The organism is Acinetobacter sp. ANC 4169, assembly GCF_002135355.1.
In the GTDB taxonomy this organism is placed as follows: Bacteria; Pseudomonadota; Gammaproteobacteria; order Pseudomonadales; family Moraxellaceae; genus Acinetobacter.
In genome coordinates this window covers 83,871-105,015 of record NZ_NEGE01000010.1, presented here as the reverse complement: position 1 = coordinate 105,015, position 21,145 = coordinate 83,871, and the positions used below count along the sequence as shown (strand labels likewise).

Genomic DNA, 21,145 nt, shown 5'->3' with positions numbered 1-21,145 from the left:
TATAATAATTATTGTGAATCTATGATTTTGCAAATATAATCGCACTCGATTTTTTAGACCACCTGTAGGTGGTTTTTTTGTTGGTATTAAATTTTTACTTCTCCCGCTGGACTTGGTTTGGATTTTGCTTTTATATTGGAGTGAATAATAATTTGTGTGTTTTATGCACAATCACAATGCAATATAGAAGAAAGATGGTTCACTAAATACAAGTTCAGGATTGAATCTCTAAGCGAGGTGACACAATGCTAAAAACTGCAACCTATACAAATGTTGATAAAGCGACTTTACGTAAAAAAGGCTGGATGTTTTTTATGGCAGTCGTTGGGCTACAAGTGTTGTTCTTGATCGGTAGCTATTTGTTTCAAAGTTCTTAATTTTTTAGACTGAAAAAGCCACCGTGAGGTGGTTTTTTTTATGGCTTCAATATTGATATTTATAGCCGCACTCATTGTTCAAAGTTTTAATCTAAAACGCGTAGGCGACGTTTTACTTTTGAAAGGTCAAAAGTAACAAAAACCTTTTATTTGGCAGAAGATACATCCTTGTATCTCTGCCAAATGTGCGACATCCATGTCGCTAGTCATGTGATTTGATTTAGTCTTTAAAGATTTTTTCGTAAAATTGATAAAACTCATCTGTTCGTTTATATCGAGCAATTTTTGTTTTACCATCAAATACTAGAGGGGATTCAACTTCTCTTAAAAATTGAAAGCTAACCAATTCCATATTGGGATTAGAGATATCAAATTCAAATTCTGGATCTTCGTTATTTGTTTTTAGGAAAAAGAGTTCCTGTAAAATGTTTATAAGATGACTATTCAAGTGGGTAATAATATAAGTATATTTATCAAATTCTAACTTATTAATTTCTTTCTCTTTAAATAATTTTGCTGTTCTAAAAATCATTCGAGCTTGTTTTTCTAAGTAAGTCTGATCAAGAATTCCTAGAATTTCAAAACCTAATTCAGTGTTGTTTTTATCTTTAAAGAATTTTTCTATAAATTTTGCATCAGTATTCTCAGCCTCTTGAATAAATGCTAATAATTGGCGTTGATCTTTTGCTGTTTTATAGTTTGATATTGCCTTTGTTAATCCTAGTGCTATTGAAGCAACAGGAACTGATTTAGCTAAATCTTCAACAAATGTTGTTGCCGATTTAAAAATTAACTCATCAGCAATATTTTCTGCTGTTGATAAAGTTATTTCATTGATATTTTGTTTATTGGACATAGCCCTTTTGTTTCGAAGTAATAATGAATGAAAAGAGCATAACTAAACTTTTAGATGTTTAAAATAATCAAATTCAGCGATTCACTAGAATGTGGACTATAAAAAACGGCTCCTCAGCCGTTTTTTATCTTTTAAATTTTTATGGTGATAAAGGTTCTTGCTGTTTCGGATCAGGCATAGGCGCGGATTCTTCCTCATCATTATAAGGATTTTCCAGTTCCAGCGTTTGATCAAGCTCAGAATCAAAAACATCGGTCAGCATACTGTCGTAACGTTTAGCATTATAAACAGCAAGTTTCGATGCTTCATCTTCAGTGATAAAACCGATTTCTACAGCATCTGCAAGGCGTTCATCAAAAGTTAAACCTTTAAATTGACCTTTAGATTCTGCTTTCTTGAATTTATCCCATAGGGGTTCTATTTCTAATAGCATGTTAAAGGTTGATTCCATACGGCCCGTAACATCATTTTCATCTGTCTTATAGAACACGTGTTTTTTCAGTTCATCGCGGAAAGCATTGTCCTGCATAATGATCTCGCCAGCCTGTTGTTTCAAAGCATCGCTTGGTGTTTTAACAGGCCGACCAAGCGGGAAACAAATGAATTTTACTAAGCCAGCCGCAATGCCGACAGGGAAGTTAGCAAACAGACCATAAAAAGCTTCCTGCGCGTTAAACAGGGATTTTTCCAGTGCCAGTTTTGCATGAACCTGTTCAGCCTCAGTTTTTTTGCCATGTTCATAATATTTAAGAATGGCTGTACTGATAAACAGATTGGCATGAATATCTGCCAGGCGACCCGAAAGCATTTCTTTGCGTTTAATATCACCCGCAAGTAAGCCTAAACACATATCGGCAGTGACTGAAAAGCTGGCACTTAAACGGTTAATAATCTTGTAATAGGGACGAGTAAAGTCATCTACGCTTTTTGGTGCATCAGATGAGCCACCCACATAGCCATAAGCAAAGGCGCGCGCAGTCCGGTTAAAGGTGTAGCCTAGGTGCTTGAACAGCATATCGTTAAAGCTTTTTAGAGCTATGTCTTTATCTTTGGCTTGCAGCAGTTGCAATTCCTCAAACAGATAAGGGTGACAACGCATAGAACCCTGACCAAAAATCATTAAAGAACGACTGAGGATATTGGCGCCTTCAACCGTAATCGACACTGGAATAGTTTGATAATAAAGTGCTAAAAAGTTGCGTGGCCCCATTTGCACGGCACGGCCACCAACGACATCCATCCCGTGATTGACGACGCGGCGCATGGTTTCAGTAGCGTAGTATTTAGCCATTGCCGTCATCACAGCAGGTTTACCCCCCTGATTAAGTCCACACGTGACCAAATAACGAAAAGCTTCCAGCATATAGGTATCACTGGCAATATCACTGGTGGCTTCCTGCACACCTTCAAATTTGCCGACTGAAATCTTGAATTGTTGACGGATTTTGGCAAAAGCGCCTACGTTTAGATAGGTCATTTCACTGGCCGCAGTAGATAAGGCAGGCAGGGAAATGCCGCGACCTACAGCTAAGCATTCCATCAGCATACGCCAGCCTTTACCAATATTTTCAGCACCGCCAATAATCCAGTCCAGTGGAATGAACACATCCTTGCCATCTACGGTTCCGTTCATAAAAGGGGAACCGGGATTATGCCGTGCTCCCACTTTTACGCCCGCGTGACTGGCAGGAATCAGGGCACAGGTAATGCCATATTCCATTTTGCTTTTATCGCCTAGCAATCCGTCGGGATCATACAGCTTAAAAGCCAGTCCAATCACGGTGGCAATCGGGGCAAGGGTAATCCAGCGTTTGGAAAAATTCATGCGTAGGCCAAGCACTTGCTGACCTTCAAATTCGCCATAGCACACCACGCCAGTATCCGGAATTGCACCGGCATCGGAACCTGCTTCCGGACTGGTGAGACCAAAACAGGGAATTTCTTCACCTTTAGCTAATCCGGGTAAGTAACGATTTTTTTGTTCTTCAGTTCCATAATGCAGCAGCAACTCACCCGGCCCTAAAGAGTTAGGTACCATACAGCTGACCGCTGCCGTTAAGGAACGTGAAGCAATCTTGCTCATAATGCGGCTTTGGGCAAATGAACTAAAGGCACGACCACCATATTCTTTGGGAATAATCAGGCCTAAAAAACCATTTTCACGAATGTAGGTCCATGCTTCAGGCGGCAAGTCTTTATAGTGATGATGAATATCCCAGTCATTTAGCATACTGCATAACTGTTCGACTTCATGATCTAAAAAAGATTGTTCTTCTGGAGAAAGTGTAGGATAAGGATAGCTTTCAAATTTGGACCAGTCGGGTGCTCCCATAAACAGGTCTTTTTCCCACCAGCTGGTGCCTGCATCCAAAGCTTCGCGTTCAGTGGTGCTCATTGTCGGCATGGCATTCGCCAGAGCTTTATACGCAGGCTTGGTAATCAATGCCATTCGCAATGCATCAATCATCACAATTAAACTGATGAGGATGAGCGGAATACCAAAAATCAGCGACCATGGGCTAATAAATGCAGTGACTACTGCAACGATAATGGTTGTAATTGCCCCGGTATTACGGCTCAATCCAAAAAAGAAAATCGCCCAGATTGTAAAAAATTGAATAAGCACACTGATGATGAATAACATTTATTTTCTCCAGTTGCTTACACCGGATCAAAGTCAGAGAAACAGTAAAGGGTATCTAAAAATCGCAAGATAATTTCTCGCACTGTTTTATTAGAATGACTTTAGGTGTAATAAAAATATTGTTGTTAAGACCGGGAGGCGAATGAAAACCTTTCATCCCGAATTTATAAAATTAAATCTTGTTTTTAACATAGAGTGTTTTTTGAATAGTGTAAAAGATTGAACTGTAAGAGAAATGTCACGAAAAGTAATAGCGACTTGTATCTCTATCTATTTAGATTTTTATTATTTTTGAATAAGTAATAAATCATACAGCGAGATGCGTGTGGAGGTAGTATTACTATAACAATCAATGAATTTAGAGAAATACCGGCATGCTTAAATTGATCTACTATGTTCCCGAATCTCATCTGGAATCAACCAAAACCGCGGTCTTTGAAGCAGGGGCAGGTGGCATTGGCAACTATGAGCATTGTGCCTGGCAGGTTCTGGGTACAGGCCAGTTTAAACCAGTGAAAGGGGCCAATCCGTTTATTGGCGAAGTCGGAGAGCTAGAACAGGTTGAAGAATGGCGGGTGGAAACCATTGTGCCTGAAGATCGAGCAGCTAATGTCGCAAAAGCATTAAAGGCAAGCCATCCCTATGAAGAGCCGGCTTTTGAGTTTATACAGATGGTGGATATAAATTATGAATGATATTTGATTTGTGAAAGGGCGACATGGATGTCATGCGTTAGATAGAAAAGTGCAGGAATGAACTTTCTGGTTAGCCATGGGGTTATGATTCACTTTGAGGTTCAACTAAATATTATGTATATAAAACGAAAATTAAACAAAATAGCTTATAAATTATCTTGTATTTTTTAAAAATACCCAATTCTAGTGATATACCGCGGTAAAGGGTGATGTTCTAATAATTGATTAATGCTTGAATTTTCCCGAGATTAATCATGAACAGATTCTATAGAGTGGTTTGGAATAATAAAATGCACTGCTGGCAAGCAGTATCAGAATTAGCAAAACGCCATTCTGGCAATGGAACTGTTTCAGATACAAATAAAAATATGATTAAAGTACTGATGTCCTGTGCTTTAAGCGCCGTTTTACTCACTCTCAGTAGCAGCATTTTTGCTGCCATGAATGACACAACTTTGCCAACAGGTCAGCAGGTGATTTCTGGCAGTGCCGATTTTACCCAAACAGGTAATACGCTAAATATTAATCAGCATACTCAAAATCTTTCAACCAATTGGAACACTTTTAATATTGGTAGTCATGCAACAGTCAATTTTAATCAGCAGAATCAATCTTCGATCGCATTAAATCGTGTGCTGGACAACAACGCCAGTCAAATTATGGGCCGGCTAAATGCGAACGGTCAGGTTTTTCTGATTAATCCAAATGGTGTGATTTTCTCTAAAACTGCTCAAGTCAATGTGGGCGGTATTGTTGCTTCAACCCTAGATTTAAAAGAACACGATTTATTGCAAGGCAAGTTTACTTTTGCAGGGCGTGGGGAAAATGGCGCAGTTGAAAATCATGGTGATATTCAGATCGCAAATGGCGGGACGGTTGCGCTCATTGCACCTATTGTAAAAAATACGGGTTCTATTACTGCACCCAATGGTCAGGTCGAATTAACTGCAGCGGATAAAGTTCGTGTCAGTCTGCAAAATGGAAAACTTGCAAGCTATGACATAGACCAAGGAACATTGCAGGGCTTGGTTGATAATGGCGGCGCCATTATTGCAGATAATGGAGTGGTGCATTTGACCGCAGTTGCAGAAAAACAGCTGGGCAGAGCAGTGGTGAACCATACGGGCTATATTCAGGCAAACCGTTTGGAAACCAATGCCAAAGGTGAAATTGTACTGTTAGGTGATATGTCTAAGGGTGCGGTAAACATTTCTGGCAGCTTAGTCACTGAAGGGAAAAATGGTCAAAATGGCGGTTTTATTGAAACCTCTGCTGCCAGTGTAAATATTGCTGACCTAGCGCAGGTAAGTACAAAGGCGAGTGCAGATGGCAAAACGGGAACATGGCTGATCGATCCGGTAGATTTTGTGGTTGCTGCTAAAAACGGAAACATGACCGGTGCAGCACTGAATGCTGCACTAAAAAATACCGATGTAACGATTCAAACCACAGAAACACAGGCGACAGTCTCGAACAATTCTTCCCTGACCCAGAACAACAGCGCCGGGAAAGGCGATATTTTAGTGAATGACGCCGTTCAATGGGACAGTGGAAAAACACTGACACTGGATGCCTATAACAATATTTATATCAATAATGTCATAGATGCCAGTCAGGGTGATGGCGGAAAACTGGTACTGAAATACGGACAGCAAAGTACTGATGGCAGTAATGGTACCGTTTATAGTGCTATTCATGATCAGACCATGCCAACCTATGCGGACTATTTTATACAAGCACCGGTGCATTTACAGCAAGGTTTAAATTTCAGTACACAACGTGGCTCGGATGTTGCAAATTTAAAAGAATTTCAAGTCATTACTGATGTGACAGCTTTGCAGGCAATGAAAGATGATTTGGTTGGAAACTACGCACTAGGCACTAATCTTGATGCAAGCAGTATCGCTAATTTTTCACCGATTGGCACCCTGATTGAAGGTAGTGGGCCAAATGCAGGAAACAGTCCGTTTACAGGATTGTTTGATGGTTTAGGTCATGTGATTGAAAATCTGAAAATCGATAAGCAGGGCTACCAAGGACAAGGCAGCTATGTTGGCTTATTTGGAAAGATTGATGATGCGGATATCCGCAATGTAGGTTTAATCAATGCACAGATTCAAGGTGGTGAGTCAGTAGGTGGACTCATTGGTAGTATGAGTAATTCAAAGCTGAGCAACAGTTTTGTGCAAGGGAGTGTGACGGGGCGCTATGCTGTAGGAGGCTTGGTTGGCGCTGGTTATTACAGCACTGTCGATCAGGTTTATAGTACTGCTCAGGTGAATAGTGAAAATGGCCCAAGTGTACTGATTGGAGATAATTGGGGATCTTCCATAAGCAATGGTTATTTCACTCAGGCAGATGGTGATATAACAGTCTGGAATGATGCCGGAGCGGAAAGCACCTTAACAGACAGTCAGACTAAATCAAAACAAAACTACCTGGATTTAGGTTGGAATATTAGTGATATGGCGGGCAGTGGTGCAGCATGGAGGATTTATGAAAGTCAGACAGGGCCATTACTGCGAGCATTTTTAACGCCATTGGCAGTTAAAGCAGATGACTATCACACTGTATATAATGGTTCAAATCAAAACAGCAGCAGTTATGCCAACTCTGTACAGAATGCCGATACTTCAAAGATAAAGGGAAATGCTGTTTATGAAGGCGGTGGCAAAAATGCAGGTGTTCATAAGTCACAATTGAGCGGGTTGTATTCTGTACAAAATGGATATGATCTTGCATTTGAAGCGGCCGAGGTCAAAATTGATAAGGCCACTATCAGTAATATCACCGGAATTAGCGCAAATAATAAGACGTATGACGGGACAAATTTAGCGATACTGAATACAGCCAATGCTGTTTTTGATGGTCTCTTGCAGGGAGATCAGCTCGGTGTTATCGGGCAAGGGATATTTTCTGATGCTGCTGTGGGCAACAATAAACAAGTCAATATTCAAAATCTGGTGTTGACAGGTGACGCTGCACAAAACTATCAGTTAGCTAATTTACAGCTTAGCGCACAGGCCAATATTACTGCGGCGAGTAATGCAAATATAAGTGATTTGGCAACGCCAGCCAGCACGCCTAATATGAATAATATAGCTGCGATTTCGCCAATAAATGTGGCTGGAATGGATCTTGGTGCGTTAATGGCTGTTCAAACTCAAAGAGCGAACTTATTGGAAAGTCAGCTTCGAGATCAGATTGCGGGAGTGCAGGCTAAAAATGAGCAAATTGGCAAACTCAATACGACATTGAATAGCTTGCAAGCTTTATTGGCGATATTTTCTTCATCAAATCAAAAGTCTATCCAGCTTACTGCCGGATCAAATATAGACATGCTATTCCAGAAGCTAAAAGTTGATGCTCAAGCTGCTGGTGTAGATATTAGAAGCTTATTGAAAGGCAATATTTTAAATAAAGCAGATATAGAGGCATTGCAAACAGGAATTAAAAGTCAAATAGATTCAGGGGCAAACTCTCAGCAAATGGACATGATCCGCTTGCAGGGTTTGTCTAATAAGCGCAATGAAGCATTTGATGTTATGACGAACTTCATTAAGAAAATGCAGGACAGCCGAAGTTCTATTATTGGCAATATGCGTAATGTTGCTCAACCACCAGCCGTTCCTGTCATGAGTAATAATGGAAATTCATCTGTTCCAGCTGCTGCAAGTGCTGCGCTTCCAGCAAGTGTTTTACCTTCTGCAAGTGCAGGAGGTAATCCGAGTCTTCCACTGTCCTTAGATACTTCAAATACGAATAATGCTAATAACGCAGCAGTTCCACCTTTATCTGGATCTTCTGCATCTGGGTTATCCGTACAAGTTATTGATGGTCTAATACAACTATCTCATTCTAGTGGTGCCCTTAATTTAGCACCAACACAGATGCCACCTCCAATTATCGTTCCTGTGAATCCAGGAATTGAGTTTAAACCACCTGCTAGTTTTGGACGTTCAGCAGGTACGCCTTCTGATACTGTGCTTCCAGCAAGTATTTTACCTTCTGCAGGTATGGGGGGGGCTCAAAGTCTTCCGCTAAATAATTCTAATAACGCAGAGAGTCCAGCTGGAATAGCTTCTAATACTGGCAGCTCTAATAATAGTGCGAATCGGCCAAAGACTTCTGCTGATTTTAGTGATTTGAAAGATTTGGATGCTGCGACAAAGGTAAAGTTTGATGCATTAATATCTGCTGGAGTTTTTGATGGAGTCAGTGGCAATGCCTTGGGTTCTGATGAGATGAATCGAGCGCAATTTGCCAAAGTAGCTGCATTAATTTTGGGAGTAGCAGATAACAACCCATCAAACACTTCAGGCTTTCAGGATATGCCTGCTGGTGGGTATGCACTGTCATATATAGAAGCTATACAAAAAGCTGGATTAATTGATGGTACTGGAGCGTTTAATCCTTCTGGAAATATAACAACAGAGCAATTTGCTACATTGCTGGCCAAGCTTTTAGATTCGAATACTGTGCCTAAACCTAAACCGGATACTGGCTTAAATTCAGCCGGTGCATCAAATCCGTTCTCTTCAGGCATGAACAGCTCAGATATAGAACAATTGAAAATGCTCTTAAATCAAATAAATTCAAATAATTCAAGCAGTAATGGGTCGGCAGCAGCTAAGCAAGCAGCGCTTGAAAAATTGAAACAAGCCACTCCTGCAAAATGAAATTGAGCTATAAGGACACATGATGCAGGCCCCATTTCGGCAGCACAGCGATTTAAATCATTGACTGCGCGGCGGAAGGGGCTGAGGTTTTGCAGAGGGTGAAATTACTGAAAAGTTAACTTTGAATTTCAGTAAGGATGCTCAGAAATCGACATTGGTATATAGCCTTTTCTATAAATGAAATAACGGTCTATTTTAAGATTAAATATTGGGGTTGAAATGAATAAAAATTTAATGGCGGTTGCTGGTTCTAAGACGTTACTTTTATGCAGTTTAATCGCAACAGGGCAGCTTTGCTTTGCAGAAAATATCCCAAATGCAGGTCAATTATTGCAGGAAGTAAAAAGCCCGCAGATTCAGCCTGCACAAGAAAATAAAGTCCCGGAAGCATCTGAGCCGCGACATTCTGTTCATGGGGAGCAGCAAGTGTTTGTTCGCCAATTTGAGATTCAGGGCAATACACAGTTTTCTGAATTGATACTTCGCCAACAAATTCTAGCTTATGAAGGCAAGCAGCTGACATTGACGGAATTGCAGCAAGCAGCAAACACGGTCAGTGATTATTATGCACAAAATGGCTATAGCTACAGCTATGCATTTTTGCCGGCCCAAACGTTGAATGGTGGGATTGTTACCCTTCAAGTCGTAGAAGCGCAATTGAATGGCGTGCATTTAAGCAATGCATCTAATACCCAGCCGTGGCTGCTAAATCAAATAATTGCACCGTTGCAAAATAAACAGTTATTGAGTGATGGTTCTATTGATGAAATATCATCACGCTTGAACCGGCTAAATGGGGTGAAAAATAATTTATCTTTTACTTCTGGACTGTCACAAAATGAAACTTTGCTAAATGTCGAGCTGGTTCCGGCACAAAAATATCAGGCATATTTAGGTGCAGATAACTTCGGCAGTAAATATACGGGTGAAGTCCGCGGTACAGGCGGTATACGTGTGAACAGTATATTGGGGCTGGGGGATCAGCTGTCATTGGATGCAATGAGCAGCGGTCAGCGAATGAACTATGGAAAAATTGGTTATTCAGCATTGGTACATGGTTCAGGAACACAGGTAGGGGCAAGCTATTCATATTTAGAATATGAATTAGGTCAAGATTTAAAAGATTTAGGCTATGAAGGCAATGCTAAAGAAACCTCCGTTTGGTTGCAGCAGCCGGTGATGCAAAGTTCAAAACAGCAAACCATGCTGTCCTTAAATTTTAGTCATAAACAGCTTGAAGATGATGTGGAAATTACACAAAACTTTAATCACCGCAATATTAACAGCATGCAGCTAGGCTTAAATCATTCATCCTATGATTCAATGGGCGGTGCGGGTTTTAATGAGCTTGCAGTAATGAGTTCATTTGGACATTTAGACATTAAAGATGATGCTGTCAAAGCTGCAGATGCACTTTCGCGTCAATCTAATGGTGACTATTTGAGTGTATTTCTGAAAGCATCGCGCCTGCAAAGCCTTATGAAGAGTAATGAATTATTTGCATCTGTTGAAGGTTTTTATAGTCCTGATAATCTGGACAGTTCTGAAGCTTACTATGTGGGTGGTTCAAACTTCATGCGGGGCTATAAAAGCAGTCTGTTTTCTGCATCGCAAAGTTTGGCATCAAGTTTGGAGTTAAGGCAGGACTTATGGTCAAATGCCCAAAATCGGCTAAACGGAAAACTATTTCTTGATATGGCTAAATTAAAGTTGAATGCCCAGACATGGGTAGGTTCTACTGAAAAGAACACCGTATCGCTGAGAAGTGCGGGCATAGGCCTCAGCTGGGACAATCGTTATGCAGGCAGCATTCAAGCTACATTCGGGTTCCCTTTAGGTGACAAGCCTGTACAAATGAATAATCGTGATGATTATCAAGTATGGCTAAATTGGCAGAAAACTTTTTAATTGAAGAATAAGTTTTCTGCTGGCAATTATCTTAAATTTCCAAAGATTAAGTATTCAAAGAATGTCTTTTATGCTTGTTCCATTGTCAACCAAGATGCAATCTCTTGGTTAGACTGATGGTACGTCCATATGCCACAGTCTAATGGGCGACATCCATGTCGCCTTGCACGTATCAAATACTGTATGAGTAGGAGAATGATTAAACCTTCTGAACAAACAGCTCACGGTCAAAACGATACTGCGGGAAGAACACGCCGTCTTTAGCTCGTTCACCTGCACCAATCAATTTAGAATCCTTCTTTATATTCCTATCTAAATTTGATGTTAATCGCCATATAGCATAGTCTTTATCAGACATTCCTTTGGGTTGTGCTAAATCATAAATACTATATGCATAGGCTCCAGCACTATAATCGAACATTGGGCGATCATTAACAAAATGGTACCATCTTAAACGATTCGTACTTGCATTCAGAAATACAGATTCCCGTCAGTCAATAAATTTACTTTGATCACCAGAAACCATTGGTGCAGTGTATTCATTCTCATCCACAAACTGAGTTGCTAGCGCAATCCGTCTCGCATTATCCGAATCAATTCCTGCGGTTATCGCTAAGAAGTAAGTCATATAATAATGCATATCGGTTTGATACAGACCATAAGGGTCAACCTTATTTAACGGATTATTAGCTACATACAAATATGGATTTAAACCATCTACAGTTCCCATTGGGTCAGGGGTTAAATAACGCCCAATAGTTGGATCATACTGACGATAACCATTGTCATATAAACTTGTAATTGGATCTTCATTTTGCCCAGGCAAACGAATCGAAATCGCATAACGTAAATCATCCATAGACTGAGAAATCGGTAAATTTTGATTCACCCTAATGAGTTTAGCTTCATCACTATGCGTGCTGACAGTGTTTAAACGCTCACCAAAAGCAGAATAATCCGTTTTCCAGCGTGTATTATTGTCTTCATCAAAAACTTGAATCGGCGCACCAATACGATTGAACTGAACCGCATTAAACGAAGCAGAAGCAGATTCTAAATTTCCATTCAATTTTTGCGTTGCAATCTGACTAAACTGCATGATAGGTAAACCAGCCAACATCACATAATCACGATCAACCACGACATCTTGAATTTCAGGTGAATGAATATCGGAAACTTGTTCATTCTCCATACGTAAACGCTGTTGTTCCCAAACCCTTAACCCATTGACATAGCCATTACGCTGAGAAAACTCACGTTGTTGATTTTTATTATTAAATGATAGTGAATGTTTGGAAATAAAATTTACTCTTTCACAATCTCACCCTTACGATTCATCGTAACATTACCTGCGAATTTATCAGGGTTAATTACATTGCCATAACCAGTGAAATTTTCAGGTTTAATTTCATTGCCTTTTTCATCAACAATTGAACTCCACTGATCCATCAAAATAGGAACCTTAAATCCATTAAATGTATTGTTGGTAATGCGGACACGAGGGGAGTGGTCTAAAACGATGGCATAGGCTTGGTCATTCTTTTGAGTGAGGGTAAAGGTATTACCGTCAATGACTGTATCGGGAGAGAATTTGATATATAAAGTTGAAGGAATAGCTATTTTATCATCATTTTCATCTGGGAAAATTTGCTGTGAATAAGCTAAAAAAATAGATTTATTAATCTGGATTAAAGGGAATATCGAGTTCTCAGCTTTCAACTCTGCATCTGATATGATTTTATTATTTATAATAGTAGCTTTTGAACCATAAATATTAATTCTATTTTTAAGTATTAATTGTGAGTTAAGTATTCCACCTCCCCATGATTGTAAAGTTAAATCGTTTGCTTTATTTTTGATATTTTCAATGAGTACATTTTCTAATAAGTTACGTTCATCACAAGAAGATATTCCTAATTTTTTACAATCATACGTATTATTTGCATATAAAAAACCATCTTGCTCGATATTTAAGTTATTGATTTGTTTTTTTGTAGAAAAATTTGGTGAAAAATAAATATTTGAACCTAAGAGGATATTAGCATTTAGAATAATACCATTTCTTACAATAATGTCATGACCACTGAGTACTAAAGAAGGATTTTTTTGTTTTGAAAAATCCCATGCATGCCCTTGCATATCAAATTCTTTATTTTCAAACCCTAAAACTGCTCCTGTTTTCGATGTCGAAGAACCATAGCCTGCATGCCCAGCACCTACAATGATTTTGATGAACTTCGGTGTGTAATCATTATGTGTTTTAGTTGCTATTAAATCACGAGTGGCACAGACCTTGGGAATAGTTTTTCCATTTAGTTGACTAGTACCACATTCGGGAAATTCATATTGTATACTGTTGCCTAGGTCAGTTTTATCACATGAAGCTAAGGTGATGCACGTTACTAATATAAATATGGTTTTCTTCATTTTGTAGTTCCTTTCGGTGGTGAGCCTAAAATGACTAAAGATTCATATCCAATCGTATTTGGGATAGCTTTAACTACTTTTAGTTGGTATTTCTGCACTGATGTTACTACATCCCCCTTTTCACCATCTTTGGATTCATATTTTTTAACAGAAGTTTCCCAAATCACATTTTGATATTCTTTATATTTATTATTTTTTGCTAAAGTACTTAAAGTTGTAATGCGGTTGGTGATTGCTTGTGGAACACTAAAACCATCTTTACCCGCTCCAAGTGCATTTTTTCCAGTTTCTTCGTCTTTAAAAAACCTAATCAACTCAAAATTACCACCCTGTTTTGGTTTATAACCCCAATTAGGAGCACTTGTACTAGGAAGGTCTCCATGTGGAACATTGGCGGTATATTTATTATTTAATAAGTTCTGTAAATAAGTAATTTTAGTTTTCCATGGCTCTGTTGAGCCTGCCAAATCTGGATTAGAACTTTCTCTAATCGCATTAAAGGATTGTAAATATGGAGATAAAGTATTCCATGAAATCACTTTTGTTTGATTATCGGGAATTTTTAGAATTTCTCTTCTATACTCTAGCAGTTTTGCATACACTGAGGCTTGTTCAATTAATGTTCTTGCTTCATTGTTATTCCAACTACCATGACCTAATATGCCATTTTCATTATGATTAAAAGTAAAATCTGGATTTTCTCCGCCAGATGCATGCCCAGTCCCATTATTTATAGCATATGGATCATTATTTGCATCTCGATGCGCAAAGGTATCTTCAAAGGCATGCAAATATTCTCCAAAAAATTGCATGCTCAAGTTTAAATTATTACAATTAGCTGCTTTCTTATAGTTTTTCACCATGATTTTAAGTTGGGGTATTTGATTAAGATTTGCTGTTAATCTTCTTAATCTATATGTAGTTTCAGTCTCATTTGGTTTCTTTGCGAGATCCCAACTATTGTAATCGTAAGTAGGATTTACACCATTACGAGTATTAACAAAGTGATACCATTCGAGGCGTGTAGTTGTAGCATTATTATATCCAATACTACCATAATTATACCAATGACTTCCTTCAGGTAACGGACTTGTATTGTCATTCACATCTACAAACTGCGTTGCCAATGCAATCCTTCTCGCATTATCTGAATCAATCCCTGCGGTAATAGCAAGAAAATATGTGATGTAATAATGCATATCGGTTTGATACAACCCATAAGGATCAACCTTATTTAACGGATTATTTCCCACATACAAATAAGGATTTAAACCATCTACAGTCCCCATTGGGTCAGGGGTTAAATAACGACCTACACTCGGATCATACTGACGATAACCATTGTCATATAAACCTGTAATTGGATCTTCATTTTGCCCAGGTAAACGAATTGAAATCGTATAACGTAAATCATCCATAGACTGGGAAATAGGTAAATTTTGGGTCACTCTAATCAGTTTCGCTTCATCATTATGCGTGCTGATAGTATTTAAACGTTCCCCAAAAGCAGAATAATCCGTTTGCCAGCGGGTATTGTTTTCATCATCAAAAACATGAGTTGGGGCACCAATACGGTTGAATTGAACCGCATTAAATGAAGCAGAAGCAGATTCTAATTTTCCATTCAATTTTTGCGTTGCAATCTGACTAAACTGCATGATAGGTAAACCAGCCAACATCACATAATCACGATCAACCACGACATCTTGAATTTCAGGTGAATGAATATCGGAAACTTGTTCATTCGCCATACCTAAGCGTTGTTGCTCCCAAACCCGTAACCCATTGAGTAGCTATTATGTGAGAAAACTCAGGTTGCTGACGAGGTGTATTGAATGCTACAGCACGTTTACTTACCATACCTTGCTAATTAAACTGCTGATCCATTGAAATATTTAATCAATTGTTCTATTTTATTCCTTCACAATTTCACCTTTACGATTCAACGTAACATTACCTGAAAATTTATCAGGGTTAATTACATTGCCATAACCAGTGAAATTTTCAGGTTTAATTTCATTGCCTTTTTCGTCGACGATAGAACTCCATTGATCCATCAAAATAGGTACTTTAAACCCGTTAAATGTATTGTTGGTAATGCGGACACGAGGAGAATGGTCTAATACTATAGCGTAAGCTTGGTCATTCTTTTGAGTCAGAGTAAAGGAATTGTTATCTATTACAGTATTAGGTGAAAATTTGATATATGTCACAGTAGAAATAGCTGTTTTATCATCATTTTCATCTGGGAAAATTTGCTGTGAATGAGCGATTAAATTAGATTTTTTAATCTGAATTAAAGGGAATATCGAGTTCTCAGCTTTCAACTCTGCATTTGATATGATTTTATTATTTATAATAGTAGATTTTGAACCATAAATATTAATTCTATTTTTAAGTATTAATTGTGAGTTAAATATTCCTCCTCCCCATGATTGTAAAGTTAAATCATTAGCTTTATTTTTAATGTTTTTAATGAACATATTTTCTCTTTTTTTCAATCTTTGAGAATTTTCTAATATTTTTAATTGATCACTATTGCATGGGACATAGGTACCTTGTTTACAGTCATATAGGTTGTCCGCATATAAAAAACCATATTTTATAATTTCAGAGTTTGTGTTTTTACCTACACTCGAATTATTGATTTGTTCGCCAGTTGCAAAATTTGGTGAAAAATATGAATCACCCAAAGATATATTCACATTTAAAACGATACCATTTCTAATGATTACATCATTCCCTCTAAAAACTAGTTCTCTACTTATTCCACCCGAAGAATCAATAAAATGGTTATTCATCTCCAATACGGCATTTTCCAACGCATAAATTATTATATTTTGCTCATCTGGACCACTATATTGAGATGGATGACCGCCAGATAGAAAAATATAAAACCAAGAATCTTTATTCTTTTTTCTTGGCTCTAATGGTTTTATATTATAGTCCTGATTTAAACAATAATCAGAACTATAGTCGATATCATTACATTTTAATAATAATGGTGGGAGTTGGTCATAGTTTTTTTGTTGACTACAAGCTAACAAAATGAAAATTGAAGATAGCACTAGCATTTTTATTTTCATTTATTTATCTCCAATTTTTACTGGTGGAGTTCCTTTGATATGTATTTTACCATATCGAACTGATGGTTCAGCATATATAGGTTTGGTATAATTATAATCAAAAGCATAAGTTTTAACCATTGAAACTATAGATGTTGACTCGCCATCTAAAGTTTTATATCGAGGTAGGGCTGTTTCCCAAATTACACCTGTGTATTTTTTAGGGTCATACGTTTTATCTAGGACCTGAACACGATTAGTTAATGCTATTGGAATACTATAACCATCTCGTCCTGCTTTTTTATTGCCTTTATCAATGCCATCAACTAATAACTTGTCAATTAATTGAAAATTATTGCCTTGCTTAGGCGTATATCCCCATTGGGGTGGTGTTATTGTTATATAACCCGGATCCTGTTTAAGCCAATCACTTCATAATCTGAATTATTGGCTTGTTTCGGTAGCTCAATTGATATGCACATAACGAGGCATAGATTCCACTTAAAAAGCCACTCATACAACGGGCTTTACTCGTCACTAAATTGTATTGCCCTTTCAATAAGCTGAATAACGTTTCTATTTTATTACGCTGCTTTAAATGATATTCATCTGATTCGGGTAATTCAACAGACTTCATGTTCTTTCGATGATAGGTAATTAAATCAATGTCTTGCTCTTTTAATTTACTTTTTAATTCCTGACTGATATAGCCACGGTCGGCATAGAGTTTCGCCTGTAAACCTTCAACTAATTGTTCAACCATTTTAATACTTGCAACATCCCCATTGGATAATGCAGAACACACGATTTCACCTAATTGATTCATCACGATATGTAATTTACAGCCATACAACCATCCCATTGAGCTTTTACCTCGAGATGCGATCTTGGCTAATGATTTATGCCGCTGAATACGCTGATTTTTACAGACAGGCAGAGTCGTTGAATCAATCCATAAATATTGGCTATCTTGAGCTTTCATTACAGCTACATGTAAAGCATGTAGAGCCAATTGATGCATATTAATGAGATGAATCATGCGTTGATAACAGGGTAAGCTCTTAAATAAATGACTTCTATCCTGTTTCAACCATGAAAAAAATGCTTTGAAATTATTGAAGTGAGAACACTTATACCAAATGGCGATAAAGATGATTTCAGAGATACTTAGTTGTGCTTTTCGGCTTCTTAAACAGTGATTGCTTTGCTTTAGAAATTTCCAATAAGTTGCTTCAAATTTAAGAAAGAAATCATCAATTACACAGAATAATTCGGTACTATTGAACATAAGGACTAGAGTTGTGAGTTTTGTGTGGTAACTCAACTGATGGCTCTAGCCCTTCTGATTTTCAAGTCCATTTCTTATCCGCGATTCGGGTTAATTAGGAACAAAAAATTAGTTAGGCTGATCGTGCTCCATATACCACAGCCTAACAATCTGTATTAAATACTGCTTTAATGATTAAAAATAATAACAGCTTTGTTCTTAAACCTTCTGGACAAACAGCTCACGATCAAAACGGTACTGCGGGAAGAACACGCCGTCTTTAGCCCGTTCACCTGCACCAATCACCATTACGGGATACTGTTCGTCATTTAATTTCAGAATTTCACGAACCATCGGCTCATCAAAACCTTCCATCATACAGCTATCAAAACCATAAGCTCTCAAAGCTAAAACTAGATTTTCACAAGCCAACGCTGTAGTTTTGCTTGCCCAAAGTTTTGCATCTGCCGGGTTAAAAGCAGTTACTGGCAATTGCTTATCCAGTGTACGTGCAATTTTGAAAGCAACTTTCTTAAAGTTACCCAGAGCATTAAAATAACCCGTTTTATAATTATACGGAATAAACTTGTAATACTTCTGCACAGCAGCAGGTGCTTCAGGAAATGGAAACTCAGAAATATTCATCTTTGCCATTTCATCAATACGGTCGGTACGTGCGACACAAACAATTAATTCTGAAGCTGTTTTTGCTGCCAATTGACTTAAACAAGCTTTGACCAGCTGTTTCTTTTTGGAAGGGTTCTGCACCACATAAAAAGTCCAGGGCTGTAAATTGGATGAGTTAGGTGCAAGCAAGGCAAGATCTAAACAATCATCCAGCACTTCCGCAGGAATGGGTTTTTTCGTAAATTTACGTACCGAACGCCGGCTTTGTACGACTTTTTTAAAGTTTTCAACATCAATATCTGTTGGGGCTGGCTCAAAATAACGTTTCTTTTCAGTTTGGGTTTCGCTTGATTGGGTCATCTTTATCTACTCAGCTTTTAAAGCTTGAAATTTATATCTATTAAAACGCATAAAGCCACCGAACAATGTCATTATTCAGTGGCTTTTCATTTAACTATAAAAAATTAGTTAAATTGTGCAAAATCTGGTTTACGCTTCTGCATAAATGCCGCAACAGCTTCAGCCATTTCAGGTGAAGATACACGCTTCATAAAGATTTCAGCTTCATCATCAATACAGCCAATAATTTCTTCAAGATTGTGCTTCATTAAAGCTTTGGTCTGTTTGATCGACGCGAGAGGAAGTGCAGCCAGAGTTTGTGCCTGTTTCAGTGCAGTAGCATAAACATCTTCTTCAATGCTATTTACAATTCCAGCACTCAAGGCTTTTTCGCTGTTAAATTTTTGCGCGGTGAATAGCAACTCTGCTGCTTTATGATAACCCGCTTGCTGGATCAAAAGTTTGCTTGAAGCACCTTCAGGAGAAAGTCCCAGGCTCACAAATGGAATCTGGAACAGGGCAGTATTATCACTATAAACCAGATCCGCATGCAGTAAAATGGTCACCCCGATGCCAATGGCAACACCACGCACCGCTGCAATTAAAGGCTTGGAAAATTTCGCAGCAGATTTGAGTACTACAAATGGAGGGGCATCACCGGCTTTGCCTGCAAGAGGCGTCTGGATAAATTTCATGAAATCCTGCATGTCATTACCGGCACTGAAATCAACATCTGAACCACGTAAAATCACCACGCGAACCTCTTTATCCTGATCGGCTTCATCCAGTGCCTGGGCAATTTTTAGATACAGCTCGCCGTACAAGGCATTTTTAGCTTCAGGACGGTTAATGGCTAAGGTGAGCACCCCATGCTCTAAATTCGCATTCAAATGTTGATGTGGTTGTTGAATACAGCTCAGTGTCATCGTACTATCCTTGCTTTAAAATTTAATTTGATTTTATGGCCTTTATTATGTCGCATATTTATTTTGGCGGCACAACTCACGAGTCATAAAAAACTTGAACCGTTATGAACTATACATTTGATTATCTGGTTTTCATTGGTCGCTTTCAGCCCTTTCATCTGGCACATATGCAAACCATTAAAATTGCATTGCAGCACAGCCAGAATGTGATTCTGGCTTTGGGCTCGGCACAGAATGAACGCAATATTAAAAATCCGTTTAGTGCTTCCGAGCGTGAACAGATGATTTTGTCCAATTTTTCAGAAGCAGATCAAAAGCGGATCAAATTTGTACATGTGATTGATGTATATGACGATCAAAAATGGCAACAACTGCTTAAATCTCTAGTAACAGAAGTTGCTGAATCAGATGCCAAAATCGGTTTGATCGGTCATTTTAAGGACGAATCTTCCTATTATCTGAAGCTGTTTCCTGAATGGGAGATGCTGGAACTTGATAGCCTGGTTGGGGCAATTTCAGCGACGCCACTACGTGAAGCCTATTACCGTGGTGAAATTATCGAATCTGCTTTTCCACTCGGGACTAGCGAGTTTTTACATAAATTTAAAAAAACGGCCATTTACCAACAATTGCAGCACAAATACCTGACTCAAGATAAAACCAATCTTAAATAATCTTCAGTAAGCTACTAGGTCGAGGCAAGCCAGTGCAGCGACCTAGGAGTGGGTAAGATGAACCTCAACACAAGCTTGAAATGTATCTTCATTACGGGTGTGCTAAGTTTAAATATTAATGCGATCAACGCGCATGCCAATACCCAGCAGTGGACCCTCACGCCAGCAACGCATGTTGGTTTTGATATCAAGTCGATGGGCTTTTCGATCGTAAAAGGCAAATTTGAGCAGGTTCAGTCCAGTATGAGCTTTGATCCTGCAAGACCACAAAATGCCTCGGCACAGTTTGTACTGGATGTAAATAGCCTAAGTTTGAGTAAGCCTTCACTGGAAAATATGATTTTGGGTGAAGATTTATTTTATGCAGAGAAATATCCAACTGCGACTTTCAACAGTCATGAATTTGTACCTTTAGGAAAGAATCAATACAAGATCAAAGGGGATCTGACCTTGCGCGGTATCACTCGGCCGGTGATCCTGGATACCTCCCTAGAACCTAATCCATCTGATCCACAACTTATGAAGGTAGAAGCTACAACCATGGTTAAGCGCAGTGATTTTGGCATGAAAAAAGCTTTTGGTGGCATCGGGGAAAAAGTCAATATTGAAGTGTCTGGACAATGGCAACGCAAATAAGCGCTAGGATTTGCTATAATATATC

Annotated in this window: 15 protein-coding genes and 1 pseudogene; 6 read left to right on the top strand and 10 right to left on the bottom strand. The window is 38.5% G+C overall.

Going from position 1 to position 21,145, the window contains the following annotated elements:
• Positions 1-245 precede the first annotated feature (245 nt).
• Positions 246-377 carry a KGW motif small protein gene (locus B9T26_RS15895; protein ID WP_264754450.1) on the top strand — a complete coding sequence of 44 codons (132 nt, stop codon included), beginning with the start codon at positions 246-248 and terminating at the stop codon, positions 375-377.
• A gap of 220 nt (positions 378-597) precedes the next feature.
• Here B9T26_RS15895 and B9T26_RS09250 read toward each other — a convergent pair whose 3' ends face one another.
• A complete protein-coding gene (locus tag B9T26_RS09250; RefSeq protein ID WP_086199418.1) occupies positions 598-1,233 on the bottom strand; it encodes a hypothetical protein in 636 nt (211 codons plus the stop codon).
• Between the two features lie 139 nt (positions 1,234-1,372).
• Positions 1,373-3,877: an acyl-CoA dehydrogenase gene (locus B9T26_RS09245; protein WP_086199417.1), complete on the bottom strand. Its 2,505-nt coding sequence runs from the start codon at positions 3,875-3,877 to the stop codon at positions 1,373-1,375.
• Between the two features lie 374 nt (positions 3,878-4,251).
• Between B9T26_RS09245 and B9T26_RS09240 the strand changes: the two genes are divergently transcribed.
• The 3 genes from B9T26_RS09240 (at position 4,252) to B9T26_RS09230 (ending at position 11,159) form a co-directional block, all read left to right on the top strand.
• A complete protein-coding gene (locus B9T26_RS09240; RefSeq protein WP_086199416.1) occupies positions 4,252-4,572 on the top strand; it encodes a YqfO family protein in 321 nt (106 codons plus the stop codon).
• 254 nt (positions 4,573-4,826) lie between these two features.
• Entirely contained in the window at positions 4,827-9,251 is a 4,425-nt protein-coding gene (locus B9T26_RS09235) for a filamentous hemagglutinin N-terminal domain-containing protein (RefSeq protein WP_086199415.1), read from the top strand.
• Positions 9,252-9,470: 219 nt separating this feature from the next.
• Complete coding sequence (locus B9T26_RS09230; protein ID WP_227518792.1) at positions 9,471-11,159, top strand: ShlB/FhaC/HecB family hemolysin secretion/activation protein; 1,689 nt, start codon at positions 9,471-9,473, stop codon at positions 11,157-11,159.
• Positions 11,160-11,358: 199 nt separating this feature from the next.
• Here B9T26_RS09230 and B9T26_RS15545 read toward each other — a convergent pair.
• From B9T26_RS15545 to B9T26_RS09190, 8 genes and pseudogenes are all read right to left on the bottom strand, one after another.
• Positions 11,359-11,445: pseudogene (locus tag B9T26_RS15545) on the bottom strand (nitroreductase family protein); the annotation flags it as partial.
• Positions 11,446-11,649: 204 nt separating this feature from the next.
• Entirely contained in the window at positions 11,650-12,351 is a 702-nt protein-coding gene (locus tag B9T26_RS09220) for an RHS repeat-associated core domain-containing protein (protein WP_086199413.1), read from the bottom strand.
• Positions 12,352-12,464: 113 nt separating this feature from the next.
• Positions 12,465-13,586: a hypothetical protein gene (locus B9T26_RS09215; RefSeq protein ID WP_086199412.1), complete on the bottom strand. Its 1,122-nt coding sequence runs from the start codon at positions 13,584-13,586 to the stop codon at positions 12,465-12,467.
• The gene (locus B9T26_RS09210; protein ID WP_086199411.1) at positions 13,583-15,337 is read right to left on the bottom strand and encodes an RHS repeat-associated core domain-containing protein; all 1,755 of its coding nucleotides are present in this window, start codon (positions 15,335-15,337) and stop codon (positions 13,583-13,585) included. The genes B9T26_RS09215 and B9T26_RS09210 overlap by 4 nt, the downstream gene beginning before the upstream one ends.
• A gap of 162 nt (positions 15,338-15,499) precedes the next feature.
• Positions 15,500-16,672 carry a hypothetical protein gene (locus B9T26_RS09205; protein WP_086199410.1) on the bottom strand — a complete coding sequence of 391 codons (1,173 nt, stop codon included), beginning with the start codon at positions 16,670-16,672 and terminating at the stop codon, positions 15,500-15,502.
• A gap of 406 nt (positions 16,673-17,078) precedes the next feature.
• The gene (locus B9T26_RS09200) at positions 17,079-17,939 is read right to left on the bottom strand and encodes an IS982 family transposase (protein ID WP_086199409.1); all 861 of its coding nucleotides are present in this window, start codon (positions 17,937-17,939) and stop codon (positions 17,079-17,081) included.
• A gap of 198 nt (positions 17,940-18,137) precedes the next feature.
• Positions 18,138-18,905, bottom strand: coding sequence for a nitroreductase family protein (locus tag B9T26_RS09195; protein ID WP_086199408.1), 768 nt, complete (start codon positions 18,903-18,905; stop codon positions 18,138-18,140).
• 104 nt (positions 18,906-19,009) lie between these two features.
• Positions 19,010-19,810, bottom strand: coding sequence for an enoyl-CoA hydratase-related protein (locus B9T26_RS09190; protein ID WP_086199407.1), 801 nt, complete (start codon positions 19,808-19,810; stop codon positions 19,010-19,012).
• A 104-nt stretch (positions 19,811-19,914) separates the two neighbouring features.
• Between B9T26_RS09190 and B9T26_RS09185 the strand changes: the two genes are divergently transcribed.
• The gene (locus tag B9T26_RS09185) at positions 19,915-20,484 is read left to right on the top strand and encodes a nicotinate-nicotinamide nucleotide adenylyltransferase (protein WP_086199406.1); all 570 of its coding nucleotides are present in this window, start codon (positions 19,915-19,917) and stop codon (positions 20,482-20,484) included.
• 57 nt (positions 20,485-20,541) lie between these two features.
• Entirely contained in the window at positions 20,542-21,120 is a 579-nt protein-coding gene (locus B9T26_RS09180) for a YceI family protein (RefSeq protein WP_086199405.1), read from the top strand.
• Positions 21,121-21,145: the final 25 nt, after the last annotated feature.

Excerpts from the sequence above, each read along its gene's own strand:
- B9T26_RS09220 (WP_086199413.1), bottom strand. The coding sequence starts at position 12,351 with ATGGAGAATGAACAAGTTTCCGATATTCATTCACCTGAAATTCAAGAT.
- B9T26_RS09205 (WP_086199410.1), bottom strand. The coding sequence starts at position 16,672 with ATGAAAATAAAAATGCTAGTGCTATCTTCAATTTTCATTTTGTTAGCT.
- B9T26_RS09210 (WP_086199411.1), bottom strand. The coding sequence starts at position 15,337 with ATGGCGAATGAACAAGTTTCCGATATTCATTCACCTGAAATTCAAGAT.
- B9T26_RS09230 (WP_227518792.1), top strand. The coding sequence starts at position 9,471 with ATGAATAAAAATTTAATGGCGGTTGCTGGTTCTAAGACGTTACTTTTA.
- B9T26_RS09180 (WP_086199405.1), top strand. The coding sequence starts at position 20,542 with ATGAACCTCAACACAAGCTTGAAATGTATCTTCATTACGGGTGTGCTA.
- B9T26_RS09190 (WP_086199407.1), bottom strand. The coding sequence starts at position 19,810 with ATGACACTGAGCTGTATTCAACAACCACATCAACATTTGAATGCGAAT.
- B9T26_RS15895 (WP_264754450.1), top strand. The coding sequence starts at position 246 with ATGCTAAAAACTGCAACCTATACAAATGTTGATAAAGCGACTTTACGT.
- B9T26_RS09240 (WP_086199416.1), top strand. The coding sequence starts at position 4,252 with ATGCTTAAATTGATCTACTATGTTCCCGAATCTCATCTGGAATCAACC.
- B9T26_RS09215 (WP_086199412.1), bottom strand. The coding sequence starts at position 13,586 with ATGAAGAAAACCATATTTATATTAGTAACGTGCATCACCTTAGCTTCA.
- B9T26_RS09235 (WP_086199415.1), top strand. The coding sequence starts at position 4,827 with ATGAACAGATTCTATAGAGTGGTTTGGAATAATAAAATGCACTGCTGG.
- B9T26_RS09185 (WP_086199406.1), top strand. The coding sequence starts at position 19,915 with ATGAACTATACATTTGATTATCTGGTTTTCATTGGTCGCTTTCAGCCC.
- B9T26_RS09200 (WP_086199409.1), bottom strand. The coding sequence starts at position 17,939 with ATGTTCAATAGTACCGAATTATTCTGTGTAATTGATGATTTCTTTCTT.
- B9T26_RS09245 (WP_086199417.1), bottom strand. The coding sequence starts at position 3,877 with ATGTTATTCATCATCAGTGTGCTTATTCAATTTTTTACAATCTGGGCG.
- B9T26_RS09250 (WP_086199418.1), bottom strand. The coding sequence starts at position 1,233 with ATGTCCAATAAACAAAATATCAATGAAATAACTTTATCAACAGCAGAA.
- B9T26_RS09195 (WP_086199408.1), bottom strand. The coding sequence starts at position 18,905 with ATGACCCAATCAAGCGAAACCCAAACTGAAAAGAAACGTTATTTTGAG.